Origin of the sequence: Streptomyces rishiriensis, assembly GCF_003112535.1 — a bacterium.
In the GTDB taxonomy this organism is placed as follows: Bacteria; Actinomycetota; Actinomycetes; order Streptomycetales; family Streptomycetaceae; genus Streptomyces; species Streptomyces rishiriensis.
Genome location: NZ_BEWA01000002.1, coordinates 626,315 through 652,323, shown reverse-complemented (window position 1 = coordinate 652,323; position 26,009 = coordinate 626,315). Strand labels below are relative to the sequence as shown.

Annotated in this window: 19 protein-coding genes and 1 other RNA gene; 19 read left to right on the top strand and 1 reads right to left on the bottom strand. The window is 72.2% G+C overall.

Annotated elements, in window-relative coordinates; genetic code table 11:
* Positions 1-390: 390 nt before the first annotated feature.
* From Sri02f_RS04620 to Sri02f_RS04605, 4 genes are all read left to right on the top strand, one after another.
* Positions 391-2,076, top strand: a complete 1,686-nt coding sequence (locus tag Sri02f_RS04620) for a serine/threonine-protein kinase (protein ID WP_108999736.1) — start codon at positions 391-393, stop codon at positions 2,074-2,076.
* A gap of 138 nt (positions 2,077-2,214) precedes the next feature.
* Positions 2,215-3,462, top strand: a complete 1,248-nt coding sequence (locus Sri02f_RS04615) for a serine/threonine-protein kinase (RefSeq protein WP_108999735.1) — start codon at positions 2,215-2,217, stop codon at positions 3,460-3,462.
* A gap of 106 nt (positions 3,463-3,568) precedes the next feature.
* Positions 3,569-4,672, top strand: a complete 1,104-nt coding sequence (prfB, locus tag Sri02f_RS04610) for a peptide chain release factor 2 (RefSeq protein ID WP_108999734.1) — start codon at positions 3,569-3,571, stop codon at positions 4,670-4,672.
* A 272-nt stretch (positions 4,673-4,944) separates the two neighbouring features.
* Entirely contained in the window at positions 4,945-5,898 is a 954-nt protein-coding gene (locus Sri02f_RS04605) for a hypothetical protein (RefSeq protein ID WP_108999733.1), read from the top strand.
* Between the two features lie 86 nt (positions 5,899-5,984).
* On the opposite strand, the gene Sri02f_RS04600 is transcribed toward Sri02f_RS04605, so the two are convergent.
* Positions 5,985-6,179: a hypothetical protein gene (locus tag Sri02f_RS04600; RefSeq protein ID WP_069774014.1), complete on the bottom strand. Its 195-nt coding sequence runs from the start codon at positions 6,177-6,179 to the stop codon at positions 5,985-5,987.
* 237 nt (positions 6,180-6,416) lie between these two features.
* On the opposite strand from Sri02f_RS04600, the gene ftsE reads away from it, so the two are divergent.
* The 15 genes from ftsE (at position 6,417) to Sri02f_RS04515 (ending at position 25,779) form a co-directional block, all read left to right on the top strand.
* On the top strand, positions 6,417-7,106 hold the full coding sequence (gene ftsE / locus Sri02f_RS04595; RefSeq protein WP_020132390.1) for a cell division ATP-binding protein FtsE: 690 nt from the start codon (positions 6,417-6,419) through the stop codon (positions 7,104-7,106).
* Between the two features lie 60 nt (positions 7,107-7,166).
* Entirely contained in the window at positions 7,167-8,084 is a 918-nt protein-coding gene (gene ftsX / locus Sri02f_RS04590) for a permease-like cell division protein FtsX (protein ID WP_069774016.1), read from the top strand.
* Between the two features lie 89 nt (positions 8,085-8,173).
* Positions 8,174-9,352, top strand: a complete 1,179-nt coding sequence (locus Sri02f_RS04585) for a S41 family peptidase (protein ID WP_174855579.1) — start codon at positions 8,174-8,176, stop codon at positions 9,350-9,352.
* A 69-nt stretch (positions 9,353-9,421) separates the two neighbouring features.
* On the top strand, positions 9,422-9,970 hold the full coding sequence (gene smpB, locus Sri02f_RS04580) for an SsrA-binding protein SmpB (RefSeq protein WP_108999732.1): 549 nt from the start codon (positions 9,422-9,424) through the stop codon (positions 9,968-9,970).
* A gap of 132 nt (positions 9,971-10,102) precedes the next feature.
* Positions 10,103-10,490, top strand: a transfer-messenger RNA (tmRNA) gene (gene ssrA, locus Sri02f_RS04575).
* 754 nt (positions 10,491-11,244) lie between these two features.
* Positions 11,245-12,060, top strand: a complete 816-nt coding sequence (locus tag Sri02f_RS04570; RefSeq protein ID WP_108999731.1) for a hypothetical protein — start codon at positions 11,245-11,247, stop codon at positions 12,058-12,060.
* A gap of 920 nt (positions 12,061-12,980) precedes the next feature.
* The gene (locus tag Sri02f_RS04565; RefSeq protein WP_307721025.1) at positions 12,981-15,062 is read left to right on the top strand and encodes a bifunctional polysaccharide deacetylase/glycosyltransferase family 2 protein; all 2,082 of its coding nucleotides are present in this window, start codon (positions 12,981-12,983) and stop codon (positions 15,060-15,062) included.
* The gene (locus Sri02f_RS04560; protein WP_245970399.1) at positions 15,059-16,336 is read left to right on the top strand and encodes an acyltransferase family protein; all 1,278 of its coding nucleotides are present in this window, start codon (positions 15,059-15,061) and stop codon (positions 16,334-16,336) included. The genes Sri02f_RS04565 and Sri02f_RS04560 overlap by 4 nt, the downstream gene beginning before the upstream one ends.
* Before the next feature lie 189 nt (positions 16,337-16,525).
* Positions 16,526-17,485: a hypothetical protein gene (locus tag Sri02f_RS04555; protein ID WP_108999730.1), complete on the top strand. Its 960-nt coding sequence runs from the start codon at positions 16,526-16,528 to the stop codon at positions 17,483-17,485.
* Between the two features lie 160 nt (positions 17,486-17,645).
* Entirely contained in the window at positions 17,646-19,040 is a 1,395-nt protein-coding gene (locus tag Sri02f_RS04550) for a nitrate/nitrite transporter (RefSeq protein ID WP_108999729.1), read from the top strand.
* Positions 19,041-19,139: 99 nt separating this feature from the next.
* Positions 19,140-20,315, top strand: coding sequence for a uroporphyrinogen-III synthase (locus tag Sri02f_RS04545; protein ID WP_108999728.1), 1,176 nt, complete (start codon positions 19,140-19,142; stop codon positions 20,313-20,315).
* 710 nt (positions 20,316-21,025) lie between these two features.
* Positions 21,026-21,616, top strand: coding sequence for a CGNR zinc finger domain-containing protein (locus Sri02f_RS04530; RefSeq protein ID WP_108999727.1), 591 nt, complete (start codon positions 21,026-21,028; stop codon positions 21,614-21,616).
* Positions 21,617-21,967: 351 nt separating this feature from the next.
* Complete coding sequence (locus Sri02f_RS04525; RefSeq protein WP_010039908.1) at positions 21,968-22,489, top strand: sigma-70 family RNA polymerase sigma factor; 522 nt, start codon at positions 21,968-21,970, stop codon at positions 22,487-22,489.
* A 50-nt stretch (positions 22,490-22,539) separates the two neighbouring features.
* Positions 22,540-23,322, top strand: coding sequence for an anti-sigma factor family protein (locus tag Sri02f_RS04520; protein ID WP_108999726.1), 783 nt, complete (start codon positions 22,540-22,542; stop codon positions 23,320-23,322).
* Positions 23,323-23,391: 69 nt separating this feature from the next.
* A complete protein-coding gene (locus Sri02f_RS04515; RefSeq protein ID WP_108999725.1) occupies positions 23,392-25,779 on the top strand; it encodes a HelD family protein in 2,388 nt (795 codons plus the stop codon).
* Positions 25,780-26,009 lie beyond the last annotated feature (230 nt).

Below are 26,009 nucleotides of genomic sequence, written 5' to 3'. Positions count from 1 at the left end.
CGCCGTCAGCGGTCCCTTCTGCACGGGCGCGGGCTTCCCCCCACCCCACACGAGCACAGCGGCCAGTACTGAAGGCATCCTCGCACCTGTCACTGACAACGCGCCCCTCACCGGAGGACAAGTGATCTTGATTGGTCGGCTCTGCCCGCAAAAGTGCCTGCCGGGTGCGTCACCGACGATCAGTTGAGATCGGTCACGTCCGGCTCCGGCGGCAACCAGGAAGACCGGTTGAAGCGTCTTTCCCCGGAACACGGACGACCGCGACGACCGCCCGGTGTCCGCACCCCGGCACTACAGTGGGTCGGAACATGGGTCGGAACACTGGCGGGACAGACGAGCGGGGCCGAAGGGCCGGCGAGTCTGGCGAGCAAGCAGCAGGGAGCGCATGACGTGCGGCCGGTAGGCAGCAAGTACCTGCTCGAGGAGCCGCTCGGACGCGGCGCCACGGGCACCGTCTGGCGAGCCCGCCAGCGTGAGACCGCGGGCGCCGAGGCGGCCGTGGCGGGGCAGCCCGGGGAGACCGTCGCGATCAAGGTCCTCAAGGAGGAGCTCGCGAACGACCCCGACGTCGTGATGCGCTTCCTGCGCGAGCGCTCCGTCCTGCTGCGCCTGACCCACCCCAACATCGTCCGGGTCCGCGACCTGGTCGTCGAGGGCGACCTGCTGGCTCTGGTCATGGACCTCGTCGAGGGCCCCGACCTGCACCGCTACCTGCGCGAGAACGGCCCCTTCACACCGGTCGCCGCGGCCCTGCTGACCGCCCAGATCGCCGACGCCCTCGCCGCCAGCCACGCCGACGGCGTCGTGCACCGCGACCTGAAGCCGGCCAACGTCCTGCTCAAGCAGGACGGCGGCCAGATGCATCCGCTGCTCACCGACTTCGGCATCGCGCGCCTCGCCGACTCCCCGGGCCTGACCCGGACCAGCGAGTTCGTCGGCACGCCCGCGTACGTGGCCCCCGAGTCCGCCGAGGGCCGCCCGCAGACCTCGGCCGTGGACATCTACGGCGCCGGCATCCTGATGTACGAGCTGGTCACCGGCCGGCCGCCGTTCTCCGGCGGCTCCGCCCTCGAGGTCCTGCACCAGCACCTGAGCGCCGAGCCGCGCCGCCCCTCCACGGTCCCCGACCCGCTCTGGACGGTCATCGAGCGCTGTCTGAGCAAGAACCCCGACCACCGGCCGAGCGCCGAGAACCTCGCGCGCGGGCTGCGGATCGTCGCCGAGGGCATCGGGGTGCACGCCAACTCGATGCAGATCGCGGCCGCCGACGGCGTCGGCCACCTGCTCGCGCCCGACCCGGCGCCCGCCACCGTGCCGGGCGGCGCCTACGACCCGAACGCCGCGACCAGCGTCCTGCCGCACACGGCGGGCCCGGCGGGCGCCGCCGACCCCACCGCCGTCCTGCCCCGCACGGGCGGTCCGCAGGGGGCCGCCGACCCGACGGCCGTCCTGCCGCCGGTGCCGCCCGGCCAGTACGGCGGGCCGGCGCAGCCGCCGGAGCAGCCGCACCCCTGGCAGTCCCAGATGCAGGGCGCCCGCGACCGCAACGAGCAGACCCAGGTCCAGCAGTACCTCGACCCCGGCGACGACCCGCTGCGCCGACGCCCCCAGCGGCAGGTCTCCCGCCCCCAGCAGCCGCCGCAGCAACCCCAGCAGCCCTACCGGCAGCAGCCGCAGCAGCGGCCGCAGCAGCAGCCCGGCTACGGGTACCCCGGTCAGCAGCAGCACCAGCAGCAGTACGCGACTCCGCAACCGCAGCAGCCCCAGCAGCAGCGGTACGCGCCGCCGCCCCAGCAGCAGCCCCGGCAGCGGCCCGCGCCGGAGCCCCGGCAGCCGCGCGAGCCCCGCCAGCGCAGCGCCAACCCGATGCGGATCCCCGGCCTGGGCTGTCTGAAGGGCTGCCTGTTCACGATCGTCATCCTGTTCGTGGCCGGATGGCTGATCTGGGACCTGAGCCCGCTGCAGGACTGGATCGGCACGGGCAAGAGCTACTGGCAGCTGATCAGCGGCTGGGTCGGCGACGTCACCGGCTGGATCAGCGATCTGGCGGACTCGGCCGGCGGCTCCCAGAACTGAGCGCCGGACCGGGAACTCCGCCGCTGACCTCGAGTTTGTGTACTTGTCGACATCCGGCGGGTGATTTCCGTCTCCGCGGTGAAGGTTGGCTCCCAGGACGCGTACTTTGAGGGGCAACACGCGTCTGTAGGAGCAGCCTTGGCACGGAAGATCGGCAGCCGGTACACCGCCCACCAGATCCTGGGACGGGGCAGCGCCGGCACGGTGTGGCTGGGCGAGGGACCGGAGGGGCCCGTCGCCGTCAAGCTGCTGCGCGAGGACCTCGCCTCCGACGAGGAGCTCGTGGGCCGCTTCGTGCAGGAGCGCACGGCGCTGCTCGGCCTGGATCACCCGCACGTCGTCTCGGTGCGGGATCTGGTCGTCGACGGCAACGACCTGGCGCTGGTCATGGACCTGGTCCGGGGCACGGACCTGCGCACCCGCCTCGAACGGGACCGGCGCCTCGCGCCCGAGGCCGCCGTGGCGATCGTCGCGGACGTCGCCGAGGGACTGGCCGCCGCACACGCGGCCGGGATCGTGCACCGCGACGTCAAGCCCGAGAACATCCTGCTCGACATGCAGGGACCGCTCGGCCCGGGCGGCTCGCACCGCGCGCTGCTGACCGACTTCGGCGTCGCGAAACTGATCGACACCCCCAAACGGACCCGCGCCACGAAGATCATCGGCACACCGGACTACCTGGCCCCGGAGATCGTCGAGGGCCTGCCGCCGCGCGCCTCGGTGGACATCTACGCCCTGGCGACCGTCCTGTACGAGCTCCTCGCGGGCTTCACCCCGTTCGGCGGCGGCCACCCGGGCGCGGTGCTGCGCCGCCACGTCACGGAGTCCGTCGCCCCCCTGCCCGGCATCCCGGACGAGCTGTGGCAGCTGATCGTGCAGTGCCTGGCCAAGGCGCCGGCCTCCCGGCTGCGGGCCTCCGAGCTGGCGGCGCGGCTGCGCGAGCAGCTGCCGACGCTGGCCGGGATGCCCTCGCTGGACGTCGACGAGCCCGACACCGAGCCGGAGGAGGGCGAGCCCGCCGAGGCCGCTCCCTCCGTGCCGGCCGCCGAGGCGGCCACCGGCCGGGCGCGGCGGGGCTCGGTCCCGCTGGTGCCGAACGCGAAGCCCGACTCCAACCGGGACACCCACACGTCGATGCGGGTGCCCGCGCCGGACGAGCTGGCCGGCGGGGCGCACGGCACGGCCCGGGTGCCCAGGGCCGCGGGCGCGCCGCGGCCGGGGTCGGCACGGAACCGTTCCGCCACACGACGGCGCCGGATCACGCTCGGCGTGGCGGCGGCGGCGCTGGCGGCGGCGGTCGGGGTCGGCACCTGGGCGGCCACCTCCGGCGACGACGCGGGCGCGACCCCCCAGGACACGAAGAACTCGGCGCCGACGACGCCCTGACCGGCCCCCTGGCCACGACCGGCGCCTGCCCGCGGCCCCGGCCCGTCCGGGTCCGCGGGCAGGCTCCCGGCACTCCCCGGTTGGCGGAGCCGTTACGCTGGGAGGCGTGGCAGTCGTCGATGTATCCGAAGAGCTCAAGTCCCTCTCCTCGACCATGGAGTCGATCGAGGCCGTTCTGGACCTCGACAAGCTGAGGGCAGACATCGCCGTGCTCGAGGAGCAGGCGGCCGCGCCGTCCCTGTGGGACAACCCGGACGAGGCGCAGAAGATCACCAGCAAGCTGTCCCACCTGCAGGCCGAGGTCAGGAAGGCGGACACGCTGCGCGGCCGGATCGACGATCTCGCCGTGCTGTTCGAGATGGCCCAGGAGGAGGACGACCCGGACACCCTCGCGGAGGCCGAGTCCGAGCTCATTTCCGTCAAGAAGGCGCTCGACGAGATGGAAGTGCGCACGCTGCTCAGCGGGGAGTACGACGCCCGTGAGGCGCTCGTCAACATCCGCGCCGAGGCCGGCGGCGTCGACGCGGCCGACTTCGCCGAGAAGCTGCAGCGCATGTACCTGCGGTGGGCGGAGCAGAAGGGCTACAAGACCGAGGTCTACGAGACGTCGTACGCCGAAGAGGCCGGCATCAAGTCGACCACCTTCGCCGTGCAGGTCCCGTACGCCTACGGCACGCTCTCCGTCGAGCAGGGCACGCACCGTCTCGTGCGGATCTCGCCGTTCGACAACCAGGGCCGTCGCCAGACCTCCTTCGCGGGCGTGGAGATCCTCCCGGTGGTCGAGCAGACCGACCACATCGAGATCGACGAGTCCGAACTGCGCGTGGACGTGTACCGCTCCTCCGGTCCCGGCGGCCAGGGCGTCAACACCACCGACTCCGCGGTGCGTCTGACCCACCTCCCCACCGGCATCGTCGTCTCCTGCCAGAACGAGCGGTCGCAGATCCAGAACAAGGCGACCGCGATGAACGTCCTCCAGGCCAAGCTGCTGGAGCGTCAGCGCCAAGAGGAGCGGGCGAGGATGGACGCCCTGAAGGACGGCGGCAGTTCCTGGGGCAACCAGATGCGTTCGTACGTCCTGCACCCGTACCAGATGGTCAAGGACCTGCGCACCGAGTTCGAGGTCGGCAACCCCGAAGCCGTGTTCAACGGTGAGATCGACGGGTTCCTGGAAGCGGGAATTCGCTGGCGCAAGCAGCAGGAGAAATAGGTTTGTCGACAAGGCAACCGCCCCTCAGGTAGGGGCGGTTGCCTTTTTAGGTCACATTCACAGCACCGACATCGCGCAAAGCCCCCCGACTTGGACATTGCGTGCGCAACGACCTTGACGATGCTTTGAAAAATGGGGAAGGTGCAGTGTGGCATGCGTATCTTCGGGGCGCATGTGAACCGGGGGGCTTCAGCTACATCTCAGCTACCTCCGTCGATCACAGCCCCGAGCGCGGCCTCATCGACGATTCAGCTACTGGGGGTAGCAACCATATGACGAAGAAGACACGGATCCGGGTCGCGCGCATAGCCGCCGGTGCCGTGATCGCCGCGGGCGCCTCGCTGACGGTCGCCGGGGTCGCCTCGGCCGCCGGTGACGAGGGCGGTCTCAGCGGCCTTGTGTCGACGTCCGGCGGGGACGAAGTCACTCCGCAGACGGGCGAGGACCCCTGCCCGATCGGGATCTGCACCGTCGGCGGCACGAACTCCTCGGGCGGTGACTCCTCGACCGGCGGCGACTCCTCCACCGGCGGCGACTCCTCGACCGGTGGCAGCTCGTCCACGGGCGGCGACTCCTCCACCGGCGGCGACTCCTCCGCCGGTGGCGCGGCATCCGTCGGCGGGTCGGTCTCCATCGGCGGAACGTCCAGCACCGGCGGCGACTCCGGCACGGGCGGCTCCACCACGACCGGCGGCAGCTCGACCACGGGCGGTTCCAGCACGACGGGCGGCAGCACGACCACCGGCGGTTCGACCACGACGGGCGGCAGCTCCACCACGGGCGGCTCGACCACGGGCGGTTCCAGCACGACGGGCGGCGGCTCCACCACGGGCGGCTCCACCACCGGCGGTTCCACGACCGGCGGTTCCACGACCGGCGGTTCGGGCTCCACCGGCGGTTCGGGCTCCACCGGCGGCGACGACTCCACCGGCGGTTCGGGGTCGGGCTCCACCGGTGGTTCCACCACGGGCGGTATCGGCGGCTCCACCACCGGAGGTACCGGCGCCGACGGCACCTCGACCCAGGAGGTCGGCAGCTCCGCGCTGACCGACACCTCGGCCGTGGCCGCCGACAACACCGCGCAGGGCGGCGGCAAGGAGCTCGCCGAGACCGGCGCAGGCCAGACCACGTTCCTGATCGTCGGCGCCGCCACCATGATCGCCGGCGGCGTCGGCTTCCGCGTGCTGCCGCGCCTCGCGGCAGGCCGCGGCGGGGCCGCTGCCTGACGCTGGGTAGCGGTACCCGTACGTGACGTACGCGCGAAGGGCCCGGAGCGATCAGCTCCGGGCCCTTCGCGCGATGCAGTGCGGGACTAGGCGGTCTGGTGGGCGAGCAGCGCCACCGCCGCGACCAGCACCGCCAGCAGGGCGATCAGCGCCATGGGGTTCAGATTCGCGAGGAAGTTCTCCTGTTGCTGCAGCCGCTCGCGGTTCGCGCGGCACACGGGGCACCGGCCCTCGCTCACGGGCGCAGCGCAGTTAGCGCACACCAGCCGGTCGTACGTCATGCGCCTCGCCCTCCTTGCACCGGTTCCATGGAGACAACGCTTCGGGGTACGGGAACGTTCCCCCTCCACTCTGCCAGGTTCCTCCGGGGGCCGCGCGGCTCACCCGAAGAGCGGAGGGCGTACAAAGTCCCGCACAAAAACGCACAAGCCCCACCCAACCCCTCCCGACGCCTGCGCCGCCCTCCCCGGTTCGCGTATGGTCACGCTCATCTACCCCCGGCGACCCGTGGTGCATCCGTGATCCGATTCGACAACGTCTCCAAGGTCTACCCCAAGCAGACCCGCCCCGCACTCAGGGATGTCTCCCTCGAAGTGGAGAAGGGCGAGTTCGTCTTCCTCGTCGGGTCCTCCGGCTCCGGAAAGTCCACTTTCCTGCGGCTGGTCCTCCGTGAGGAGCGGACCAGCCACGGCCAGGTGCACGTCCTGGGCAAGGACCTCGCCCGTCTCTCCAACTGGAAGGTGCCGCAGATGCGCCGCCAGCTGGGAACGGTCTTCCAGGACTTCCGGCTGCTGCCGAACAAGACGGTGGCGGAGAACGTCGCCTTCGCGCAGGAGGTCATCGGCAAGTCCAAGGGCGAGATCCGCAAGTCCGTGCCGCAGGTGCTCGATCTCGTCGGACTCGGCGGCAAGGAGGACCGGATGCCGGGCGAGCTGTCCGGCGGCGAGCAGCAGCGCGTGGCCATCGCGCGCGCCTTCGTGAACCGGCCCAAGCTGCTGATCGCGGACGAGCCCACCGGCAACCTCGACCCGCAGACCTCCGTCGGCATCATGAAGCTGCTCGACCGGATCAACCGGACGGGCACGACCGTGCTGATGGCCACGCACGACCAGAACATCGTGGACCAGATGCGCAAGCGCGTCATCGAGCTGGAGCAGGGCCGCCTCGTCCGTGACCAGGCGCGCGGCGTCTACGGCTACCAGCACTGACCGCTCCCGCCATCGCGCCCGCCCCGGCGGACGTCCCCGGAAAGGCCTGAACAACACGCCATGCGCGCCCAGTTCGTACTGTCGGAGATCGGCGTAGGTCTCCGCCGCAACCTGACGATGACCTTCGCCGTCATCGTCTCCGTCGCCCTGTCCCTGGCGCTCTTCGGCGGATCGCTCCTGATGAGCGATCAGGTCAACACGATGAAGGGCTACTGGTACGACAAGGTCAACGTCTCGATTTTCCTCTGCAACAAGAGCGACGCCGAGTCGGACGCCAACTGCGCCAAGGGCGCGGTCACCGCGGACCAGAAGAAGCAGATCAAGTCCGACCTCGACAAGATGGGCGTCGTCGAGAAGGTGACGTACGAGTCGCAGGACGACGCGTACAAGCACTACAAGGAGCAGTTCGGCGACTCCCCGCTGGCCAGCTCCCTCACGCCGGACCAGATGCAGGAGTCGTACCGCATCAAGCTGAAGGACCCGGAGAAGTACCAGGTCATCGCGACCGCCTTCGACGGGCGCGACGGCGTGCAGTCGGTGCAGGACCAGAAGGGCATCCTGGACAACCTCTTCGGGCTCCTCAACGGCATGAACTGGGCCGCGCGGGCGGTCATGGCGCTGATGCTCGTGGTGGCCCTGATGCTGATCGTCAACACCGTGCGCGTCTCGGCGTTCAGCCGGCGGCGCGAGACGGGCATCATGCGGCTCGTCGGCGCCTCCGGGTTCTACATCCAGGCGCCGTTCATCGCCGAGGCCGCGGTGGCCGGGCTCATCGGCGGCACGGTCGCCTGCGGATTCCTGGTGATCGCGCGGTACTTCATCATCGACCACGGTCTGGCCCTGTCCGAGAAGCTGAATTTGATCAACTTCATCGGCTGGGACGCCGTGTTGACGAAGCTCCCGCTCATCCTCGCGACCAGCCTGCTGATGCCCGCACTTGCCGCGTTCTTCGCGCTGCGCAAGTACCTGAAGGTGTGACGCACGCGCCCCGGAGTGTGACGCACGCCCCGCTGGGCCGTACGGTCAACCGACCGTACGGCCCTTCGCGTTCCCCTAGACTCACCGCCATGTCAGGCCGTGACCTGTTCTGTCAGCCCCGCCGTTTCGGCCGCGGGGCCGCCCTGACCTTGGTGTTCGCGAGCGTCCTGGTCGCCGGGGCGGCGACGGGGTCGCTGCCGCAGCAGTGGGGCGAGGGACACGCGGGCTCCCCGGGCCCGGCGCGCTCCACCGCCTCCGCCGGACACGCCGAGGACGTGACGCGGGCGGCCGAGGAGGCCGCAGCGGACGGCAAGTCCCCGATGGAGGCCGCCGAGCGCGCCGTCAGCCGCAGCGGCGACCGCTGGGCGGCGGTCTACTCCGAGGGCGAGTACCAGGAGTTCCAGGACTCCCTCGACGGCCGGTACACCGGCGTCGGCCTGGAGGCGCGGCGCGAGCGGGACGGCCGGATCGAGGTGACCAAGGTGCAGTCCGGGTCGCCCGCGGCCGACGCGGGGGTCCACGCGGGCGACCGGCTGCGCAGCGTCGACGGACGGCCCGTGGACGGCCTCCCGGTCACCGACGTCGTCTCCTTACTGCGCGGTGACATGAAGGACGCGCCCGCCGGCACCGCCGTCCGTCTCGGCCTGGAGCGCGGCACGCGCGCGTGGACCGAGACCCTGCGCCGGGCGCTGCTGTCCACGGACTCCGTCACCGTCCACGAGCTCTCCGGCGGCATCACCGTCATCACCGTCGCCGCGTTCACCAGGGGCGTCGGCGACAGCGTCCGCAGCGCCGTCGAGCACGCCCCGCCCGGCGCCGGGATCGTGCTGGACCTGCGCGGCAACTCCGGCGGACTGGTCACCGAGGCCGTCGCGGCCGCGTCCGCCTTCCTCGACGGCGGCCTCGTCGCCACCTATGACGTCGACGGCGACCAGCGCGCCCTGCACGCCGAGGCCGGCGGCGACACCGGCCGCCCGCTGGTCGCGCTCGTCGACGGCGGCACGATGAGCGCGGCCGAGCTGCTGACCGGGGCGCTGCAGGACCGGGGCCGCGCCGTCGTGGTGGGCTCGCGCACCCTCGGCAAGGGCTCGGTGCAGATGCCGCGCCGGCTGCCCGACGGCTCGGTCGCCGAGCTGACCGTGGGGCACTACCGCACCCCTTCCGGCCACGCCGTCGACGGCCGGGGCATCACGCCCGATCTGGAGGCGGACGACGGTGCGCTGAAGCGGGCGGAGACCGTGCTGAGCGGACTGGGCGGCGCGTCCTGAGCGTTCCCGTGGACGGCTGCGTAATCGGCTTTCCCTCGGACCGCCTCCGGATGCGAAAATGGCGGGACTATGAGCAAGGGAATGTACGTACCGAAGGAATCCCAGCCGAAGCAGGGCGCGGCGGCCCCGACCGGCAAGGTCAAGGACGGCAAGCGCAAGATCGTCGCGCAGAACAAGAAGGCCCGCCACGACTACGCGATCATCGACGTCTACGAGGCGGGCCTCGTCCTCACCGGCACCGAGGTGAAGTCGCTGCGCCAGGGCCGCGCCTCGCTGACCGACGGCTTCGTCCAGATCGAGGGGAACGAGGCGTGGCTGCACGCCGCCCACATCCCCGAGTACAGCCAGGGCAGTTGGACGAACCATTCGGCGCGCCGCAAGCGCAAGCTGCTGCTGCACCGCGAGGAGATCGACAAGCTCGCGGTGAAGTCCGAGGAGACGGGCCACACGATCGTGCCGCTCGCCCTCTACTTCAAGGACGGCCGGGCCAAGGCCGAGATCGCGCTGGCCCGGGGCAAGAAGGAGTACGACAAGCGGCAGACCCTGCGCGAGAAGCAGGACCGCCGGGAGACGGACCGGGTGATCGCGGCGGCCAAGCGCAAGCAGCGGCACGCGTAGCCGGGCGGGCACGGCCGCGGGGAACGCGGCCGCCGTGAATGCAGTGGCATCGACGGGCGTCGGTCACGTACGATGGCCTGTGTGCCCCGCAGTGGGCACGGGCCCTCCTCGGAGGGATTGAAAAAACAACATGGGGATGATCGGTTTCGACAGCGGCTGTCGAAGCAGGGGAAGCGTGTCGAGGAAGCGGCAATGATCTCGTAAACCATATGTCGCAAAAAATAATCGCCAATACCAAGAGCGATTCCCAGTCCTACGCCCTCGCTGCCTAATAAGCAGTGATGTAGGACCCTAAAAGGGTGTCAGCCCGGGAGTGTTCCCGACCCGGATCCTGGCATAATCTAGGGAACTAAACCATCGGGCCCGGTCACGGGGCTCGATGGGAAATCAAACAGTGGCTGGGCCCGTCGGCGACTTGTTCGCGTGATCGCCGGGGCCGAGAAAATCACAGCGAACTGCACACGGAGAAGCCCTGATTCTGCACCGTTGGACGCGGGTTCGATTCCCGCCATCTCCACTCATCCCATGTGACATGAAGACCTCGCCCCCTCAGGGGGCGGGGTCTTCTGTGTTGTGTGGCCCCCGGCCCTGAGCCCAGCCCCCGGCCCTGAGCCCACGGCCCTGGGCTCCTGAGGGGTTGCCGGTCTCCCGAGGCGCGGACGCCGGCCGGCGGGGGAGGGCGCCCGTGCGCAACTGTTCTTCTGATTCCGGAGGAAACGGGCATTCTGCTTCTCGCGGTAGGGAGCTTTCCGGCCAGCCTGGATCGACGGCCTCCGGTCCCGGCGATCCGGCCCCTTTGTCCCCTGTGTCACCCGCGCGCCGAAAGAGGCTGGTCCCTCGGCTCGCCGTGTGCCGCGGGGGCTCGCCTGCCGGGCCGAGGGCTCTGAAGCCCGGGTTCGGCGGCCCTGGAAGGAGTGATTTTCAGACATAAGCATGAACATGACTTCTGACCATAAATGACACATCGCGCACACGGGGCCCATGCCTGCGCTAGATTCGTCGACCTGAGCGCAATGGGGTAAATGGGGCGCGAGAGCCGGGTGGGGGCCTGGTTTCGTCGGCTTTGCTCAGGGTCGTGGCGCACCCGGAACTGTTCCGTGGGGGGAAGTGCGCAAGTGAAGAACTGGCGAGAAGACGCCCAACCGAAGTGGCCCGAAGCGGCCCCGCCGACCCGGGACGTGCCGGTCGTGGGGGCAGCATCCCAGAGCTTTTCCGGGGTGGGAGGGCAACCTCTGATGTCCGCGCCCGGGGAGGGTGGAAGATACCGGTCTTTGATGGACTTACCGCGTGGAAGCGGCCCGCGGGCGACCGCGGAAACCTCGAACAGCCTTTCCGAAAACGAACGGTCGAGCGATCTCCGGGATCCCTGGGGAGAGCTTCCCGGCGGCACGGACGGCGAGGACCGCGACGCGGGCGAGGTGACGGTCCAGCTCGACCCTCTGCAGGGGCGGGCCGGCGGCGCGGACGCCGCGTCCGACGTCCCGGTGTTCGTCGACGAATCGGGACGGCGCAGCCGCACGTTCCGCCGCATCGGCATCCTCGTGGGCACCGCGTGCGGGGCCTACGCCGTGGTCATCGTGGCCGCCCTGCTGTCGGGCAACGCCGGCGCACCCTGGCTGCCGCTCCCCGTGCCGGGCCAGGGCGACGACAAGCCGGCGGCCGGCAAGGTCGACAGCACGCCGGCGCCCGACGGCTCCGGAACTCCGCGACCCGGACGGCCCGGGTCCGGCCTGCCGGACGGCGCGGGGGCCACCGCCTCCGCACCGGGAGCGGCCTCCGGCAAGCCGGGGGCGAGTGCGGCGCCGGCGGTCTCGGGCAGCGCGGTTCCGTCGTCCGGTGCGTCCGCCGCGACGCGGCCGGCCGCGAGCGGGTCCGCCCGCCCGAGCGCCGGCCCGACGGCCTCGGCCTCCGCGGCCCCCAAGCCCAGCAGCCCGGTGCTCGCGCCGACGCCGTCCACGCCGCCGCCCGCGTCCTCACCGGCCGCGTCGCCGTCGGCGAGCTCCTCGCCGTCCCCGGCCGGAGGGGCCTCCACCACCGTCGCCGGCGGCCCGCCGGAACCGGCCCCGGCGGCCTCCAGCCCGGCAGCCTGAGTCCACTCCGCCGGGCCGCCGGCGGACCGAGGGGGGCGTGCCCGAGCCGACGCAAGGCCCGGGGCACGGCCGCTCCCGGAGTCCGTCCGGCGGTCTGACGGCCGCCGAACAGCGCGCCGCTCCGGGACACGGCACCGGCGTCCGGGACAACGCACCGGCGTCCGGGACAAGGCACCGGCGTCCCGGGCACGCGGCCGTCCGGCGCGCACGAGCGCGAGCCGACGGTCCCGAGTCCCGGCGCCCAGCCGGTAGCGCCGCCGCGACCGGCGGTTCGATGCCGGCCGGGCCGCCCGAACCCCGCGGCCCGCCTCCCCGCTCGCCCCCGGTGACCGGAACCCAGCCGTCCGACCGTGACCCGGTCCGCGTCGGCCGACTCCCGTGTCCGACCCCCGTGTCCGACTCCCGCGTCGGGCTTCCATCACCCCGTCCAGGCACCGGGCTCCGCCGGGCCGGCGCGGCCGCCGGGGCGCCGCCCCCGGACCGCGCCCGCGCGCCCGCCCCAGAGCCCGGCCCCCGGGCCCCGGCCCTCACTTTCCGCACCTCACCACCCGACCTCACCACCCGACCCCGCCGCACAGTCCCGGTGCGGTCCGTCCGTCCGTCCTCTCGTCCCCGGAGAACCACCTCTCATGGCACCACGTACCAGCCGGCGTTCGGCCCGACGATCCCCCGTCGGGCAGCCCGCGCACGCGACCGGCGGCCAGGCCGCGCCCACCTCCTCGCCGCCGGGGGGACCCTCCGGGGGTGAGCCGCCCGGCGGGCGGCGGGCCGGCCGGCGGTCCGGCTCGCGACAGACGCGCGGACGGGCCGCGGGACACGCAGCCGGCGGCGTCCCCCAGGGTTCCGAGCCGGCTGCCGCGCGCAGGCGGCTGGTGCCCCTGCGGCTGCGCCATCTGCTGCCGCTGCTCGTGCTCTTCGCGATGATGGCGATGCTGATGCTGCGCGGCTATGTGCACAGCGAGATCCTCGCCGACTACCGCATCCACCCCGAGGCCGCCTCCGACAAGGTGCCGCAGAAGATCCTCGACGGCGGCCCGGTCGTCGACACCCGCGGCGGACGGCAGACCGGCCTGGACGTCCCGGCCCACCGGATCGTGCTCACCTTCGACGACGGCCCCGACCCGAAGTGGACCCCCCAGGTTCTCGACGTCCTGAAGAAGCACCACGTCCACGCCGTCTTCTTCATCACCGGCACCATGGCCTCCCGCTACCCCGACCTGGTCCGGCGGATGGTCGACGAGGGCCACGAGATCGGCCTGCACACCTTCAACCACCCCGACCTCTCCTACCAGTCGAAGCAGCGCATCGACTGGGAGCTCACCCAGAACCAGCTGGCCCTGGCGGGCGCGGCGGGCATCCGGTCCTCCCTCTTCCGGCCGCCCTACTCCTCCACCGCGGACGCCCTCGACAACGCGTCCTGGCCGGTCACCGAGTACGTCGGCACCCGCGGCTACCTCACCGTCTTCACCACCGCCGACAGCGAGGACTGGCAGCGGCCCGGCGTGCGCCAGATCATCCGCAACGCCACCCCGCGGGGCGGCAAGGGCGCCATCGTCCTCATGCACGACTCCGGCGGCGACCGCCACCAGACCGTGCAGGCCCTCGACACCTACCTGCCCGAACTCCAGGGCAAGGGATACCGGTTCGAGAACCTCACCGAGGCCCTGCACGCCCCCAGCGCGCACACCCCGGTGACCGGGCTCGACCTGTGGAAGGGCAAGGCCTGGGTCTTCCTGGTCGCGGCCTCCGACGACATCACCGGCGTCCTGGTCGTCGGCCTCGCCGTCATCGGCGTCCTCGTCTTCGCCCGCTTCGGCCTGATGCTGCTGCTGTCCGCGATCCACACCCGCCGGACCCGGCGCAAGGGGTTCGTCTGGGGGCCCGACGCGCCCGTCACCGAACCGGCGTCCGTGCTCGTCCCGGCCTACAACGAGGCCAAGTGCATCGAGAACACGGTGCGTTCGCTGATGAGGAGCGAGCACCCGATCGAGATCCTCGTCATCGACGACGGCTCCAGCGACGGCACGGCCCGCATCGTCGAGGACCTGCAGCTCCCCGGCGTCCGCGTCGTCCGCCAGCTCAACGCGGGCAAGCCCGCCGCCCTCAACCGGGGCATCGCCAACGCCCGGCACGACCTCATCGTCATGATGGACGGCGACACCGTCTTCGAGCCCGCCACGGTCCGCGAGCTCGTGCAGCCCTTCGCCGACCCCAAGGTCGGCGCGGTCGCCGGCAACGCCAAGGTCGGGAACAAAGACACCCTCATCGGCGCCTGGCAGCACATCGAGTACGTGATGGGCTTCAACCTCGACCGCCGCATGTACGACGTCCTGCGCTGCATGCCCACCATCCCGGGCGCCGTCGGGGCGTTCCGCCGCAGCGCGCTGGACCGCGTCGGCGGGATGAGCGACGACACCCTCGCCGAGGACACCGACATCACCATGGCCGTCCACCGGGACGGCTGGCACGTCGTGTACGCGGAGAAGGCGCGCGCCTGGACCGAAGCTCCCGAGTCCGTGCAGCAGTTGTGGTCGCAGCGCTACCGGTGGTGCTACGGCACCATGCAGGCCATCTGGAAGCACCGCCGGGCCCTCGTGGAAGGGGGCGCGTCGGGCCGCTTCGGCCGGGTCGGCCTGCCCCTCGTCTCCCTCTTCATGGTCGTCGCCCCGCTGCTCGCCCCGCTCATCGACCTGTTCCTCGTCTACGGCCTGCTCTTCGGCCCGACCGGCAGGACCGTCGTCGCCTGGTTCGGCGTCCTCGCCGTCCAGGCCGGCTGCGCCGCCTACGCCTTCGTGCTCGACAAGGAGCGGCTCACCCCGCTGATCTCCCTGCCGCTCCAGCAGATGCTGTACCGCCAGCTGATGTACATCGTCCTGCTCCAGTCCTGGATCACCGCCCTCACCGGCGGCCGGCTGCGCTGGCAGAAGCTGCGCCGCAAGGGACAGGTGGCCGCGCCGCCCGGCGCGCCGGCCGCGAGCCCGGACGGAGGAACGGCCCTGTGAGCACCCGCCCGACCCACCCGACCCACCCGACCGAGACCACGGCCGAACTGCCCGAACTGCCCGAGCTGCCCGGACCGCCGACTCCGACGCCGAACACCGTCGCGGCTCCGCGCGAGGACGCGGCGGGGGAGGCGGGCGGGAAGAAGAAGGGCGGCGGACGCGACCGCTACTTCGACCTCCTGCGTGCCGTCGCCCTCTTCCGCGTCGTCCTCTACCACCTGATGGGCTGGGCCTGGCTGCCCATCGTCTTCCCGTCCATGGGCGTGATGTTCGCGCTCGCCGGCGACCTCATGGCCCGCTCGCTGGGCAGACGGCCCGCGCTGGAGGTCGCGCGGGGACGGCTGCGCCGGCTGCTGCCTCCGCTGTGGCTGCTGGGCGCGGTCGGGGTGACGGGGATGCTGGCGGGAGGCTGGGGCCCGGACGCCGAGGGGCACCCCGGCTGGTGGTGGCTCCACCTCACCTTCTGGATCCTGCCGGTGAGCGACCCGCCGTACGCCGACGGCCTGACCGGGATCCAGGGGCTGATCGGCGACGGCTGGTCCTCCGACCTGGGCGTTCCCCTCTGGTACATCCGTGCCTACCTCTGGTTCGTCCTGCTCTCCCCGCTGCTCCTGCGCGCCCTGCGCCGGGTGCCCTGGCCGACGATCCTCGCGCCGATCGCGCTGTGCGCGGCCCTGGAGTTCGGCGCGCTGACGGTGCCCAGCTGGCGACTGGAGTCGAATCTCAGCGACTTCGGGACGTTCGGCGCGTGCTGGCTGCTGGGCATGGCGCGTCAGGAAGGCGTCCTGCGCAGACTGCCCCGCTACGTCGTTCCCTCGCTGGCCCCGGCGGTGGCCGCCCTCGGCCTCTGGTACGCGCTGAGCCACGACCTGCACGAGGGCCACGACCTCGACGACATGCCGTTCGGCCAGTCCCTGTGGTCCTTCGCGGCCGTGCTGCTGCTTCTGCACATCAGCCCCTCCTGGAGCGAGTGGCCGGCCCGGCTGCGCCGATGGGACCGGCTGATCACGCTGCTCAACTCCCGTGCCGTCACGATCTATCTGTGGCACAACGTGTGCATCACGGTCGTGGAGGGGCTGTGGGACCGCCTGTGGGACGTGCCGTGGCTGGAAGCGGACGCTCCCTGGATCCTGCAGAGTCCGTGGCCGCAACTGCCGGCCGTCTGGCTGCTGACCGCGGTCTGCGTCGTCTGCTTCGGCTGGGTCGAGGACCTTGCGGCCCGCCGCAGGCCCCGCCTGTGGCCGGACGGCCGGACGGGCACGCACCGCGCCTGAGACGGGCTGCCCCACGGGGGCGCGGCCGAACGGCCGCGCCCCCGTGGGCTCTCCGGGCGTCAGGCCAGGTCGAACGGGGTCGGCCGCCTCCGGTGCGGGCCGCGGGCGTATGGAAGACTGCCCGGCGTTGCGCAAGTGAACAGCGGTCCGGCGGTCCGAGGGTCCGCCCGGTGGGGGAGATGAGTGCCGGTGAGCAAGCGGCAGGTGCGGAACATGCTGCGGTCGATGGCGGGAGGTCAGCCCGTCGAGCTCACCAGCCCGATGGCCTCGGTGAGGAAGCTGGCCCGACTCGCGTGCGTGGCCCAGGAGTTCGGCTACGAGTACGTGGACGTCCGGCACGGCGGGTCGCGCAACAGCACGCTGAAGATGCTGATCGTCCCCGATCCCGGCCCGCAGGCACGGGCGCGGGCCGCCCAGAACTGGGCGCGGTACCCGAACGCCCATGACGGCGTCTCCCTGCCGCCGGCGGCCCCGGACGCCTTCGAGCTCCTCAAGACCCGCATCACCTTCGACCTCACCGGCAAGAACGCGGAGAGGCGCATGGGGTACGGCGCGCTGGGCGCCACCGCGGGCTGCGCGATCCTCGGGGTGCGGCTCGGCGCCGCGGACACCGACTTCGTCGTCGCCGGCGTCATCTGGGCCGTCCTGATGCTCGTCTGCGGCATCGGCTTCGCCGTGAACCGCCGCCGCAACGCCAGGGCCGCCGCCCGGCTGCGGGCCGCCGGGTTCGTCCCGGTGACCGACGCGAACCGGCAGGTGCGGTATCTGACGCCGGCCATGGCGGCCGGACAGGGCCAGAACCCGTACGGCGCCGGTCTCCCGCCCCGGGCCCCCGGCCCCTACGGCCCCCACGGCCCGTACGGCGGCGCACCCACCGGCCCGGACGGCTACGGGCAGCCCCAGCCGTACCCCCAGCAGCAGCCCGCGCCGTACGCCCAGCCGCAGCCCGCGCCGTACGGGCAGCCTCAGCCGTACCCCCAGCAGCAGCCCGCGCCGTACGCACAGCCCGCGCCCTACGGGCAGCAGCCGTATCCCCAGCAGCACGCGCAGCCCCAGCCTCAGCCGTACCCCCAGGCCCACCCCCAGCAGCCCCCGGCCCCGTACCCGCCGCAGCCTCCCCACCCCTACGGGCAGCCGCCCCGCGGCTGAGTGCTCGCCGTGACCTCTCACCGGGCCCACGCGCAAGGTGAGAGCAACGTTCCTTTCCGGTCACCCACAGCCACAGCACGGAAACGCGCCCTCCCTACCTTCGGGACTCATCACCGCTCATCCCCCCGAACCACCCGAGCCCGGAGCACGTGGAGGCGTCATGACAGCCCCGAGTACAGCCCCCGCACCCCCGTCCCCCGCGAGGAAGGGGAGCCGCTGGATCGAGGAGTGGGACCCGGAGAACGAGACGTTCTGGAACGAGAAGGGCGAGAAGGTCGCCCGCCGCAACCTCCTCTTCTCGGTCCTCTCCGAGCACATCGGGTTCTCGATCTGGACCATGTGGTCGGTGCTGGTGCTCTTCATGGGCCCGGAGTACGGCCTCACCCCCGCCGACAAGTTCCTGCTGACGTCCATGGTGACGCTGGTCGGGGCGGTCGTGCGGGTGCCGTACACCTTCGCCGTCGCGCTCTTCGGCGGGCGGAACTGGACGATCATCTCCGCCGGGCTGCTGCTGATCCCCAGCGTCGCCGCGTTCGCGGTGATGAAGCCGGGAACCTCCTTCACCACGTTCCTGCTGGTCGGCCTGGTCGCGGGCATCGGCGGCGGCAACTTCGCCTCCTCCATGACCAACATCAACGCCTTCTTCCCCCTCCGTAAGAAGGGGTGGGCCCTGGGGCTCAACGCGGGCGGCGGCAACATCGGCGTGCCGGTCATCCAGCTGATCGCCCTCGCCGTCATCGGCGCGAGCGGCGGACCGCGGGTGCTGCTCGGCATCTACATCCCGCTGATCGTCATCGCCGCGACGCTCGCCGCGCTGTACATGGACAACCTGGCGACCCTGAAGAACGACACCGGCGCCGCGATCGACTCTGCGAAGGACGCGCACACCTGGATCATGTCCTTCCTCTACGTCGGCACCTTCGGTTCGTTCATCGGCTACAGCTTCGCCTTCGGGCAGGTCCTGACCAACCAGTTCGGCCGGACGCCCCTCCAGGCGGCCTACCTCACCTTCATCGGCCCGCTGCTCGGCTCGCTGATCCGTCCGGTGGGCGGCTGGCTGGCCGACAGGTACGGCGGCGCGAAGATCACCCTGTACAACTACGTCGGCATGGCCGCGGCCACCGCCGTCCTGGTCTTCGCCAGCATGCAGAAGTCGCTGCCCCTCTTCGTGGCCGCCTTCGTGGTGCTGTTCGTGCTCAGCGGACTCGGCAACGGGTCGACGTACAAGATGATCCCGGGCATCTTCCAGGCGAAGGCCGTCGCCAGGGGCCTGGAGGGCGACGAGGCCGCCGCCTACGGACGCCGGCTGTCCGGCGCCTCCATGGGACTGATCGGCGCGGTCGGCGCGCTCGGCGGAGTCGGCATCAACCTGGCGTTCCGTCAGTCGTTCCTCTCCTACGGCTCCGGCACCGGCGCGTTCGTCGCCTTCCTCGCCTTCTACGCGGCCTGCTTCGTCGTCACCTGGGCCGTATACCTTCGCCGCCCGGCGGGCAGGGTTACCGCGTCCAGCACGGCGTCCGAGGCGAAGCCGCAGCTCAGCTACGCCGAGGTGTGACGTAACACTGGCGACATGAAGCCGAACCGAGCCTGTCACGCGCCGTTGACAGGCTCGTCGGCATGTAGGTGGGAACGCGAATCTAGCGGGACGAGAGCCATGTACGAGGAACAGCAGCAACCGGCCACCGGCCCCCGGAGCGCCGTAGAACACGGACCCCTCGCGGGCTTCACCGTGGGCGTGACGGCCGCACGCCGGGCCGAGGAGCTCGGGGCGCTGCTCCAGCGGCGCGGTGCGGCGGTGCTGCACGCGCCCGCCCTGCGGATCGTGCCGCTCGCCGACGACGGCGAACTCCTCGCCGCCACCAAGGACCTCATCGACCAGCCGCCGGACGTCGTGGTCGCCACCACGGCCATCGGGTTCCGTGGCTGGATCGAGGCCGCCGACGGCTGGGGGCTCGGCGAACAGCTGCTCGCCCGGCTCGGCGGCGTCGAGCTGCTGGCCCGCGGGCCCAAGGTCAAGGGCGCGGTGCGGGCCGCGGGGCTGACGGAGGAGTGGTCGCCGTCCAGCGAGTCCATGGCCGAGGTCCTCGACCGGCTCCTGGAGGAGGGCGTCGAGGGCCGCCGGGTCGCCGTCCAGCTGCACGGCGAGCCGCTGCCCGGGTTCGTGGAGTCGCTGCGGGTCGCGGGCGCGGAGGTCGTGGGGGTGCCCGTCTACCGGTGGATGCCGCCGGAGGACATCGCGCCGCTCGACCGGCTCCTGGACGCCGCGGTCTCGCGCGTACTGGACGCGATCACCTTCACCAGCGCGCCCGCCGCGGTCTCCCTGCTCTCGCGGGCGGAGGAACGCGGGCTGCTGTCCGAGCTGGTCCGCGCCCTGCACCATGACGTGCTGCCGGCCTGCGTCGGCCCGGTCACCGCGCTGCCGCTGCAGGCGCGGGGCGTGGAAACCGTCCAGCCGGAGCGGTTCCGGCTCGGACCGCTCGTGCAACTGCTGTGCCAGGAGCTGCCGGGGCGGGCCCGGACGCTGCCGGTGGCCGGGCACCGGGTGGAGATCCGGGGACACGCGGTGCTGGTGGACGGGTGTCTGAGGCCGGTGCCGCCGGCCGGGATGTCGTTGCTGCGGGCGTTGTCCCGGCGGCCGGGCTGGGTGGTGCCGCGGTCGGATCTGCTGCGGGCGCTGCCGGGTTCGGGCCGCGACGAGCACGCGGTGGAGACGGCGATGGCCCGGCTGCGGACGGCCCTCGGCGCGCCGAAGCTGATCCAGACGGTGGTCAAGCGGGGCTACCGGCTGGCGCTGGACCCGGCCTCGGACGCGAAGTACGCCGACGCGTAGGCGCGTAGGCGCGTAGGCGCGTAGGCGCGTAGGCCCAACGCCCGACGCCCGCGCCCGACGCCCGCGCCCAACGCCCGACGCCCGCGCCCAACGCCCGACGCCCGCGCCCGACGCCCGCGCCCGACGCCCAACGCCCGACGCCCGCGCCCGACGCCCGCGCCCGACGCCCGATGCCCGCGCCCGACGCCCGACGCCCGACGCCCGGTGCCCGATGCCCGGTGCCCGCGCCCAACGCCCGACGCCCGCGCCCGACGCCCGCGCCCGACGCCCGATGCCCGCGCCCGACGCCCGACGCCCGGTGCCCGATGCCCGGTGCCCGCGCCCGGTGCCCGACGCCCGGTGCCCGACGCCCGGTGCCCGATGCCCGGTGCCCGGTGCCCGATGCCCGGTGCCCGATGCCCGATGCCCGGTGCCCGGTGCCCGGTGCCCGGTGCCCGGTGCCCGACGCCCGGTGCCCGACGCCCGGTGCCCGACGCCCGGTGCCCGCGCCCGACGCCCGGTGCCCGCGCCCGACGCCCGGTGCCCGACGCCCGCGCCCGACGCCCAGTGCCCGACGCCCGACGCCCGGTGCCCGGGGCGGGTGGCCGGGGCGGGCCGTGCCGTATGGGCCCGTGCGGGGAAGTCCGGGGGGTTCCGGTCGCGCCCGCGGCCGGGCACTGTGGGAGGAACGGTTTCCTCAGGAGTGCTTCTCGGCTGGCGGTGACGCGCGCATGGACGAGCTGCGGTTCGATGCCGGACGGATCTGTCTCGACCTGCTCGCGACCGCGCACCCCTTCGAACGGCTCGACTCGGTCGGGTCGTTGTGCGCGTGGATCCACGGCTGCGGGCTCGTCCCGCCGGACACCCCGCTCACCCGGGCGGACGCCGCCTGGCCGGTGGCCTTCCGGGAACTGCGCCGCGACGTCGCGCAGTTGGTCCACGGCCGGCTCGCCCAGGGCGGCTCCGTGCCGTACGACGGCGGCGCGGCCCACGACGGCGCGCTGGCCCGGGTGAACGAGACGGCCCGGTCCGCGCCCCCCACCCCGCGTGCCGTGCGCGGCGAAGACGGTTCGCTCGTGCGGGCGTTGGACGGGCCGCCGGGATGCGCCGCGCTGCTGGCCGCGGTGGCCCGGGACACGGTGGAGCTGCTCACCGATCCGGTGGCCCGGGCGGGGCTCCGGCAGTGCGCGGGGGACAACTGCCCCCTCGTCTACGTCGACATGTCCCGGGGGCGGCGCCGGCGCTGGTGTTCCAGCGAGGTCTGCGGGAACCGCGAGCGGGTCGCGAGGCACCGCAGGCGGGCGGCGCTCGCGCGCAGTTGACGGTGCGCCGGGCGCACAACCCCCTGCCGGGTATGCGGCTTTCGTGCGGCGCGAGGGCGTAACTGTCGAAGTGATTTCGATTACATGCCGTTTACCCGCGTCGGTCGACGGGCAGTCGCCGCGATCTTGTCGCTGTGGCGGAAATGCAAAGAAAACGAGGGGGGAATGTGCCCCCATGTCCCCCTCGTCATGACACCCGGAAGAAAAGTGTCCCCTTGTTTTGAACACTCCACACTCCGCTTGCGTACCCGTCGTCGAGCGACCGACTGGGGGATCCCCCGGACACCGGAGGTGGGCGTGCGCAAGGATGCGGCCGTGGCCAATGAACGTGGATCGAGGGCCCGACATCGCATGTCCCAGCCCTCGGAACCTGACGAGGAGCTGATGCGTGCTCTGTATCGGGAGCATGCCGGACCCCTGCTTGCGTATGTCCTGCGCCTGGTTGCCGGAGATCGGCAGCGTGCCGAGGACGTCGTGCAGGAGACGCTCATCCGTGCCTGGAAGAACGCCGGCCAGCTCAATCGAGCGACCGGATCTGTACGCCCCTGGCTGGTGACGGTCGCACGCCGCATCGTCATCGACGGCCACCGCAGCCGGCAGGCCCGGCCGCAGGAGGTCGACCCGTCGCCGCTGGAGGTCATTCCTGCGGAGGACGAGATCGACAAGGCGCTGTGGCTGATGACGCTGTCCGACGCGCTCGACGACCTGACCCCGGCCCACCGGGAGGTGCTCGTCGAGACGTACTTCAAGGGGCGTACCGTCAACGAGGCGGCCGAGACGCTGGGTATACCGAGTGGCACCGTGCGCTCACGGGTGTTCTACGCCCTGCGGTCGATGAAGCTGGCTCTGGAAGAGCGGGGGGTGACGGCGTGATGAGCAGTTACGGGGGATTCGGAGCAGGTGGTTCGGGTATGTCTGGTCCCATGCAGGGGTCAGTGGGATCTCCGAGCCCGAGCGAACACGAGACCGTCGGCGCCTACGCCCTCGGCATTCTCGACGACGCCGAGGCAACCGCTTTCGAGATGCACCTCGCCGGGTGCGAGTGGTGCGCCCAGCAGCTCGACGAGCTCGCCGGGATGGAACCGATGCTGGCCGCCCTCGCGGACCTGCCGGGCACCGGAACGCCGGCGATCGGCGACTCCCTGTCCGCCCGCCCCAGCCCGCGTCTCGCGGAACGGCTGGTCGACGAGGTGTCCGAGCGCCGCGCGCAGAAGCGCCGCCGCTCCTTCTTCCTGGTGGCGGCCGCGGCAGCGCTGATCATCGGCGGTCCGCTCACCGTGCTGGCGGCGACCGGCGGCGACGGCGGGAGCAAGGGCGCCGAGGCGAGCGCCACCAAGTCCGCGAACTCCGCCAAGGCGACCTTCGACACGCTCAGCAGCCGGGTCACGGCGACCGACGCCGCGTCCAAGGTCTCGGCGACCGTCGCCATGGGCGAGAAGGCCTGGGGCACCGAGATCGGCGTCGAGCTGAAGAACGTGTCGGGCCCGGAGAAGTGCTCGCTCATCGCCGTCGGCAAGAACGGCGAGCGCGAGACCGTCTCCTCCTGGTCCGTCCCGGAGTGGGGCTACGGCCTGCCCAACGCCAAGACCGAGCAGGCCAAGAACCCGCTCTACGTCATGGGCGGCGCCGCCTTCAAGACCAACGAGATCGACCACTTCGAGGTCATGACCTTCGAGGGCAAGAAGCTCGTCCAGATCGACGCGTAGCCGCGCATGGCTTCGCGGGCCCCCTTCGCGTACGGTTGACGGCTGCCCAGCACGTCAGAAGGGGGCCCGGTGGCCGTCCAGGCACAGCAGGAGACCGCGGTCGGATCGGTTGAGGAAATCGCGCCGGATTCGGTGCGCGACCGAGAGATCAACGTCGAACAGGAACACCTCGACCGGGTGTACCGACGCCTTGAGGAGAAGATCCACGAGGCGGAGTTCCTCATGAACGACGCGGCCCAGCGCGGCCAGGTCGGCACGCCCGGCGCGCTCGCCGAGCGGGACGCACAGGTGTTCCGCGCCGGCGTCCACCTCAACCGGCTGAACAACGAGTTCGAGGACTTCCTCTTCGGACGCATCGACCTGCTCCTCGGCAAGGACGGCAAGAAGGGCCCGGACGGCGCCTACACCGCCGTGGACCCCGCGGAGGGGGCCGTCCGGCCCGACGACACCGCCGACATCGCCGAGACCCTCCACATCGGCCGTATCGGCGTCCTCGACTCGGAGTACGCGCCGCTGGTCATCGACTGGCGGGCCCCCGCGGCCGCCCCCTTCTACCGGTCCACCCCGGTCGACCCGGGGCGCGTCGTACGGCGTCGCGTGATCCGCTCCAAGGGGCGGCGCGTCCTCGGCGTCGAGGACGACCTGATGCGGCCCGAGCTCAAGGCCTTCCTCGACGGCGAGCAGTTGCCGGTCATCGGCGACGGCGCCCTCATGGCGGCCCTCGGCCAGGCCCGCAGTCACACCATGCGCGACATCGTCGCCTCCATCCAGGCGGAGCAGGACCTGGTCATCCGCGCCCCCGCCGCCTCCGTGACGTACGTCGAGGGCGGCCCGGGCACCGGGAAGACCGCCGTCGCGCTCCACCGGGCCGCCTACCTGCTCTACCAGGACCGGCGCCGGTACGCGGGCGGCATCCTGATCGTCTCGCCCACACCCCTGCTCGTGGCGTACACCGAGGGTGTGCTGCCCTCGCTCGGCGAGGAGGGCCAGGTCGCCATCCGCGCCATCGGGTCCCTGGTCGACGGCGCCGAGGCCACCCTGTACGACTCTCCGGCGGTCGCCCGGGCCAAGGGGTCCTACCGGATGCTGAAGGTGCTGCGCAAGGCCGCGCGCGGAGCCCTGGAGAGCGACGGCGGCCGCGGCGCCGGCCGGCCCGTCCAGCCGACCCTCGACGAGCCCGACGTGCCCGACGGGGCGCCCGTGCCCGCCGGCCCGCCCACCCGCCTGCGCGTCGTCGCCTTCGGCCGCCGTCTGGAGCTGGAGGCCGCCGACCTGGACCGTGTCCGCCAGAGCGCCCTCAGCGGCACCGCCCCGGTGAACCTGCTGCGCCCGCGTGCCCGCAGGCTCCTCCTGGACGCCCTGTGGGAGCGCTCCGGCGCGGTCGGCCGGCACAGCGACCCCGAGCTCGCCGCCGAGCTGCGCTCCTCCTTCGACGAGGACGTGAGCACCGAGGACGCGTTCATCGCCTTCCTCGACGCCTGGTGGCCCGAGCTGACCCCGCAGACCGTCCTCGGTGCCATGGCCGACGAGCGCAGGCTCGGCCGCTGGGCCCGCCGCATCCTCAATCCCGGCGAGGTCCGCAAGGTGGCCCGCTCCCTCAAGCGGGACGGGCTCTCGGTGCACGACATCGCCATGCTCGACGAGCTCCAGGCGATCCTCGGCGCCCCGGCCCGCCCGCGCAGGAGACGCGAGCTCGATCCGCTGGACCAGCTCACCGGCCTGGAGGAGCTGATGCCGGTGCGCGAGGAGACCCAGCGCGAGCGCGCCGAGCGGCTCGCCCAGGAGCGCACCGAGTACGCCCACGTCATCGTCGACGAGGCGCAGGACCTCACCCCGATGCAGTGGCGCATGGTCGGCCGCCGTGGCAGGCACGCCACCTGGACGGTCGTCGGGGACCCGGCCCAGTCCTCCTGGTCCGACCCCGACGAGGCCGCCGAGGCCCGCGACGAGGCCCTCGGCAGCCGCCCCCGCCGCCGCTTCCAGCTGACGGTGAACTACCGCAACCCGGCCGAGATCGCCGAGCTGGCCGCCAAGGTGCTGGCCCTGGCCATGCCCGGCGCCGAGTCCCCGTCGGCGGTCAGGTCGACGGGCGTCGTGCCCCGGTTCACGGCCGTCCGCGGCTCCCTGGCGTCGACCGTGCGCGCGGAGGCCGAACGCCTCCTCGAGCGCGTGGACGGCACCGTCGGCGTCGTCGTCGCGATGAACCGCCGGGAGGAGGCCAGACGCTGGCTGGCCGGCCTCGGCGACCGCGTGGTGGCCCTCGGCAGTCTGGAGGCCAAGGGCCTGGAGTACGACGCCACGGTCGTCGTCTCGCCGGCGGAGATCGCGGACGAGTCCCCGGCGGGCCTGCGGGTGCTGTACGTGGCCCTGACCCGGGCCACCCAGCAGCTGACGGTGGTGTCGGGGGACCGGGACGAGCCGGACGCCGACGGCGTGCCCGACCTCCTCCGGGACTGAGGAATCCGACTGATTCCGGTGAAGTCCGCGGACGGGAATGGTGTTCGGGCATCCGTTTGTTAGCCTGGACGTGACACCGGCCCGATCCAAGCCCCCGGGCCCAACCTTCGTCGCTACGAGCGACCACTTGCCGCGAGGCGAGCATGGCGGGTCGGTGTCATGAACGTCGGAGAGGCCCACGTCACCTGGTGGCGTGGGCTCTCTCATGTGCCGTTCCGAGAACAAAACGA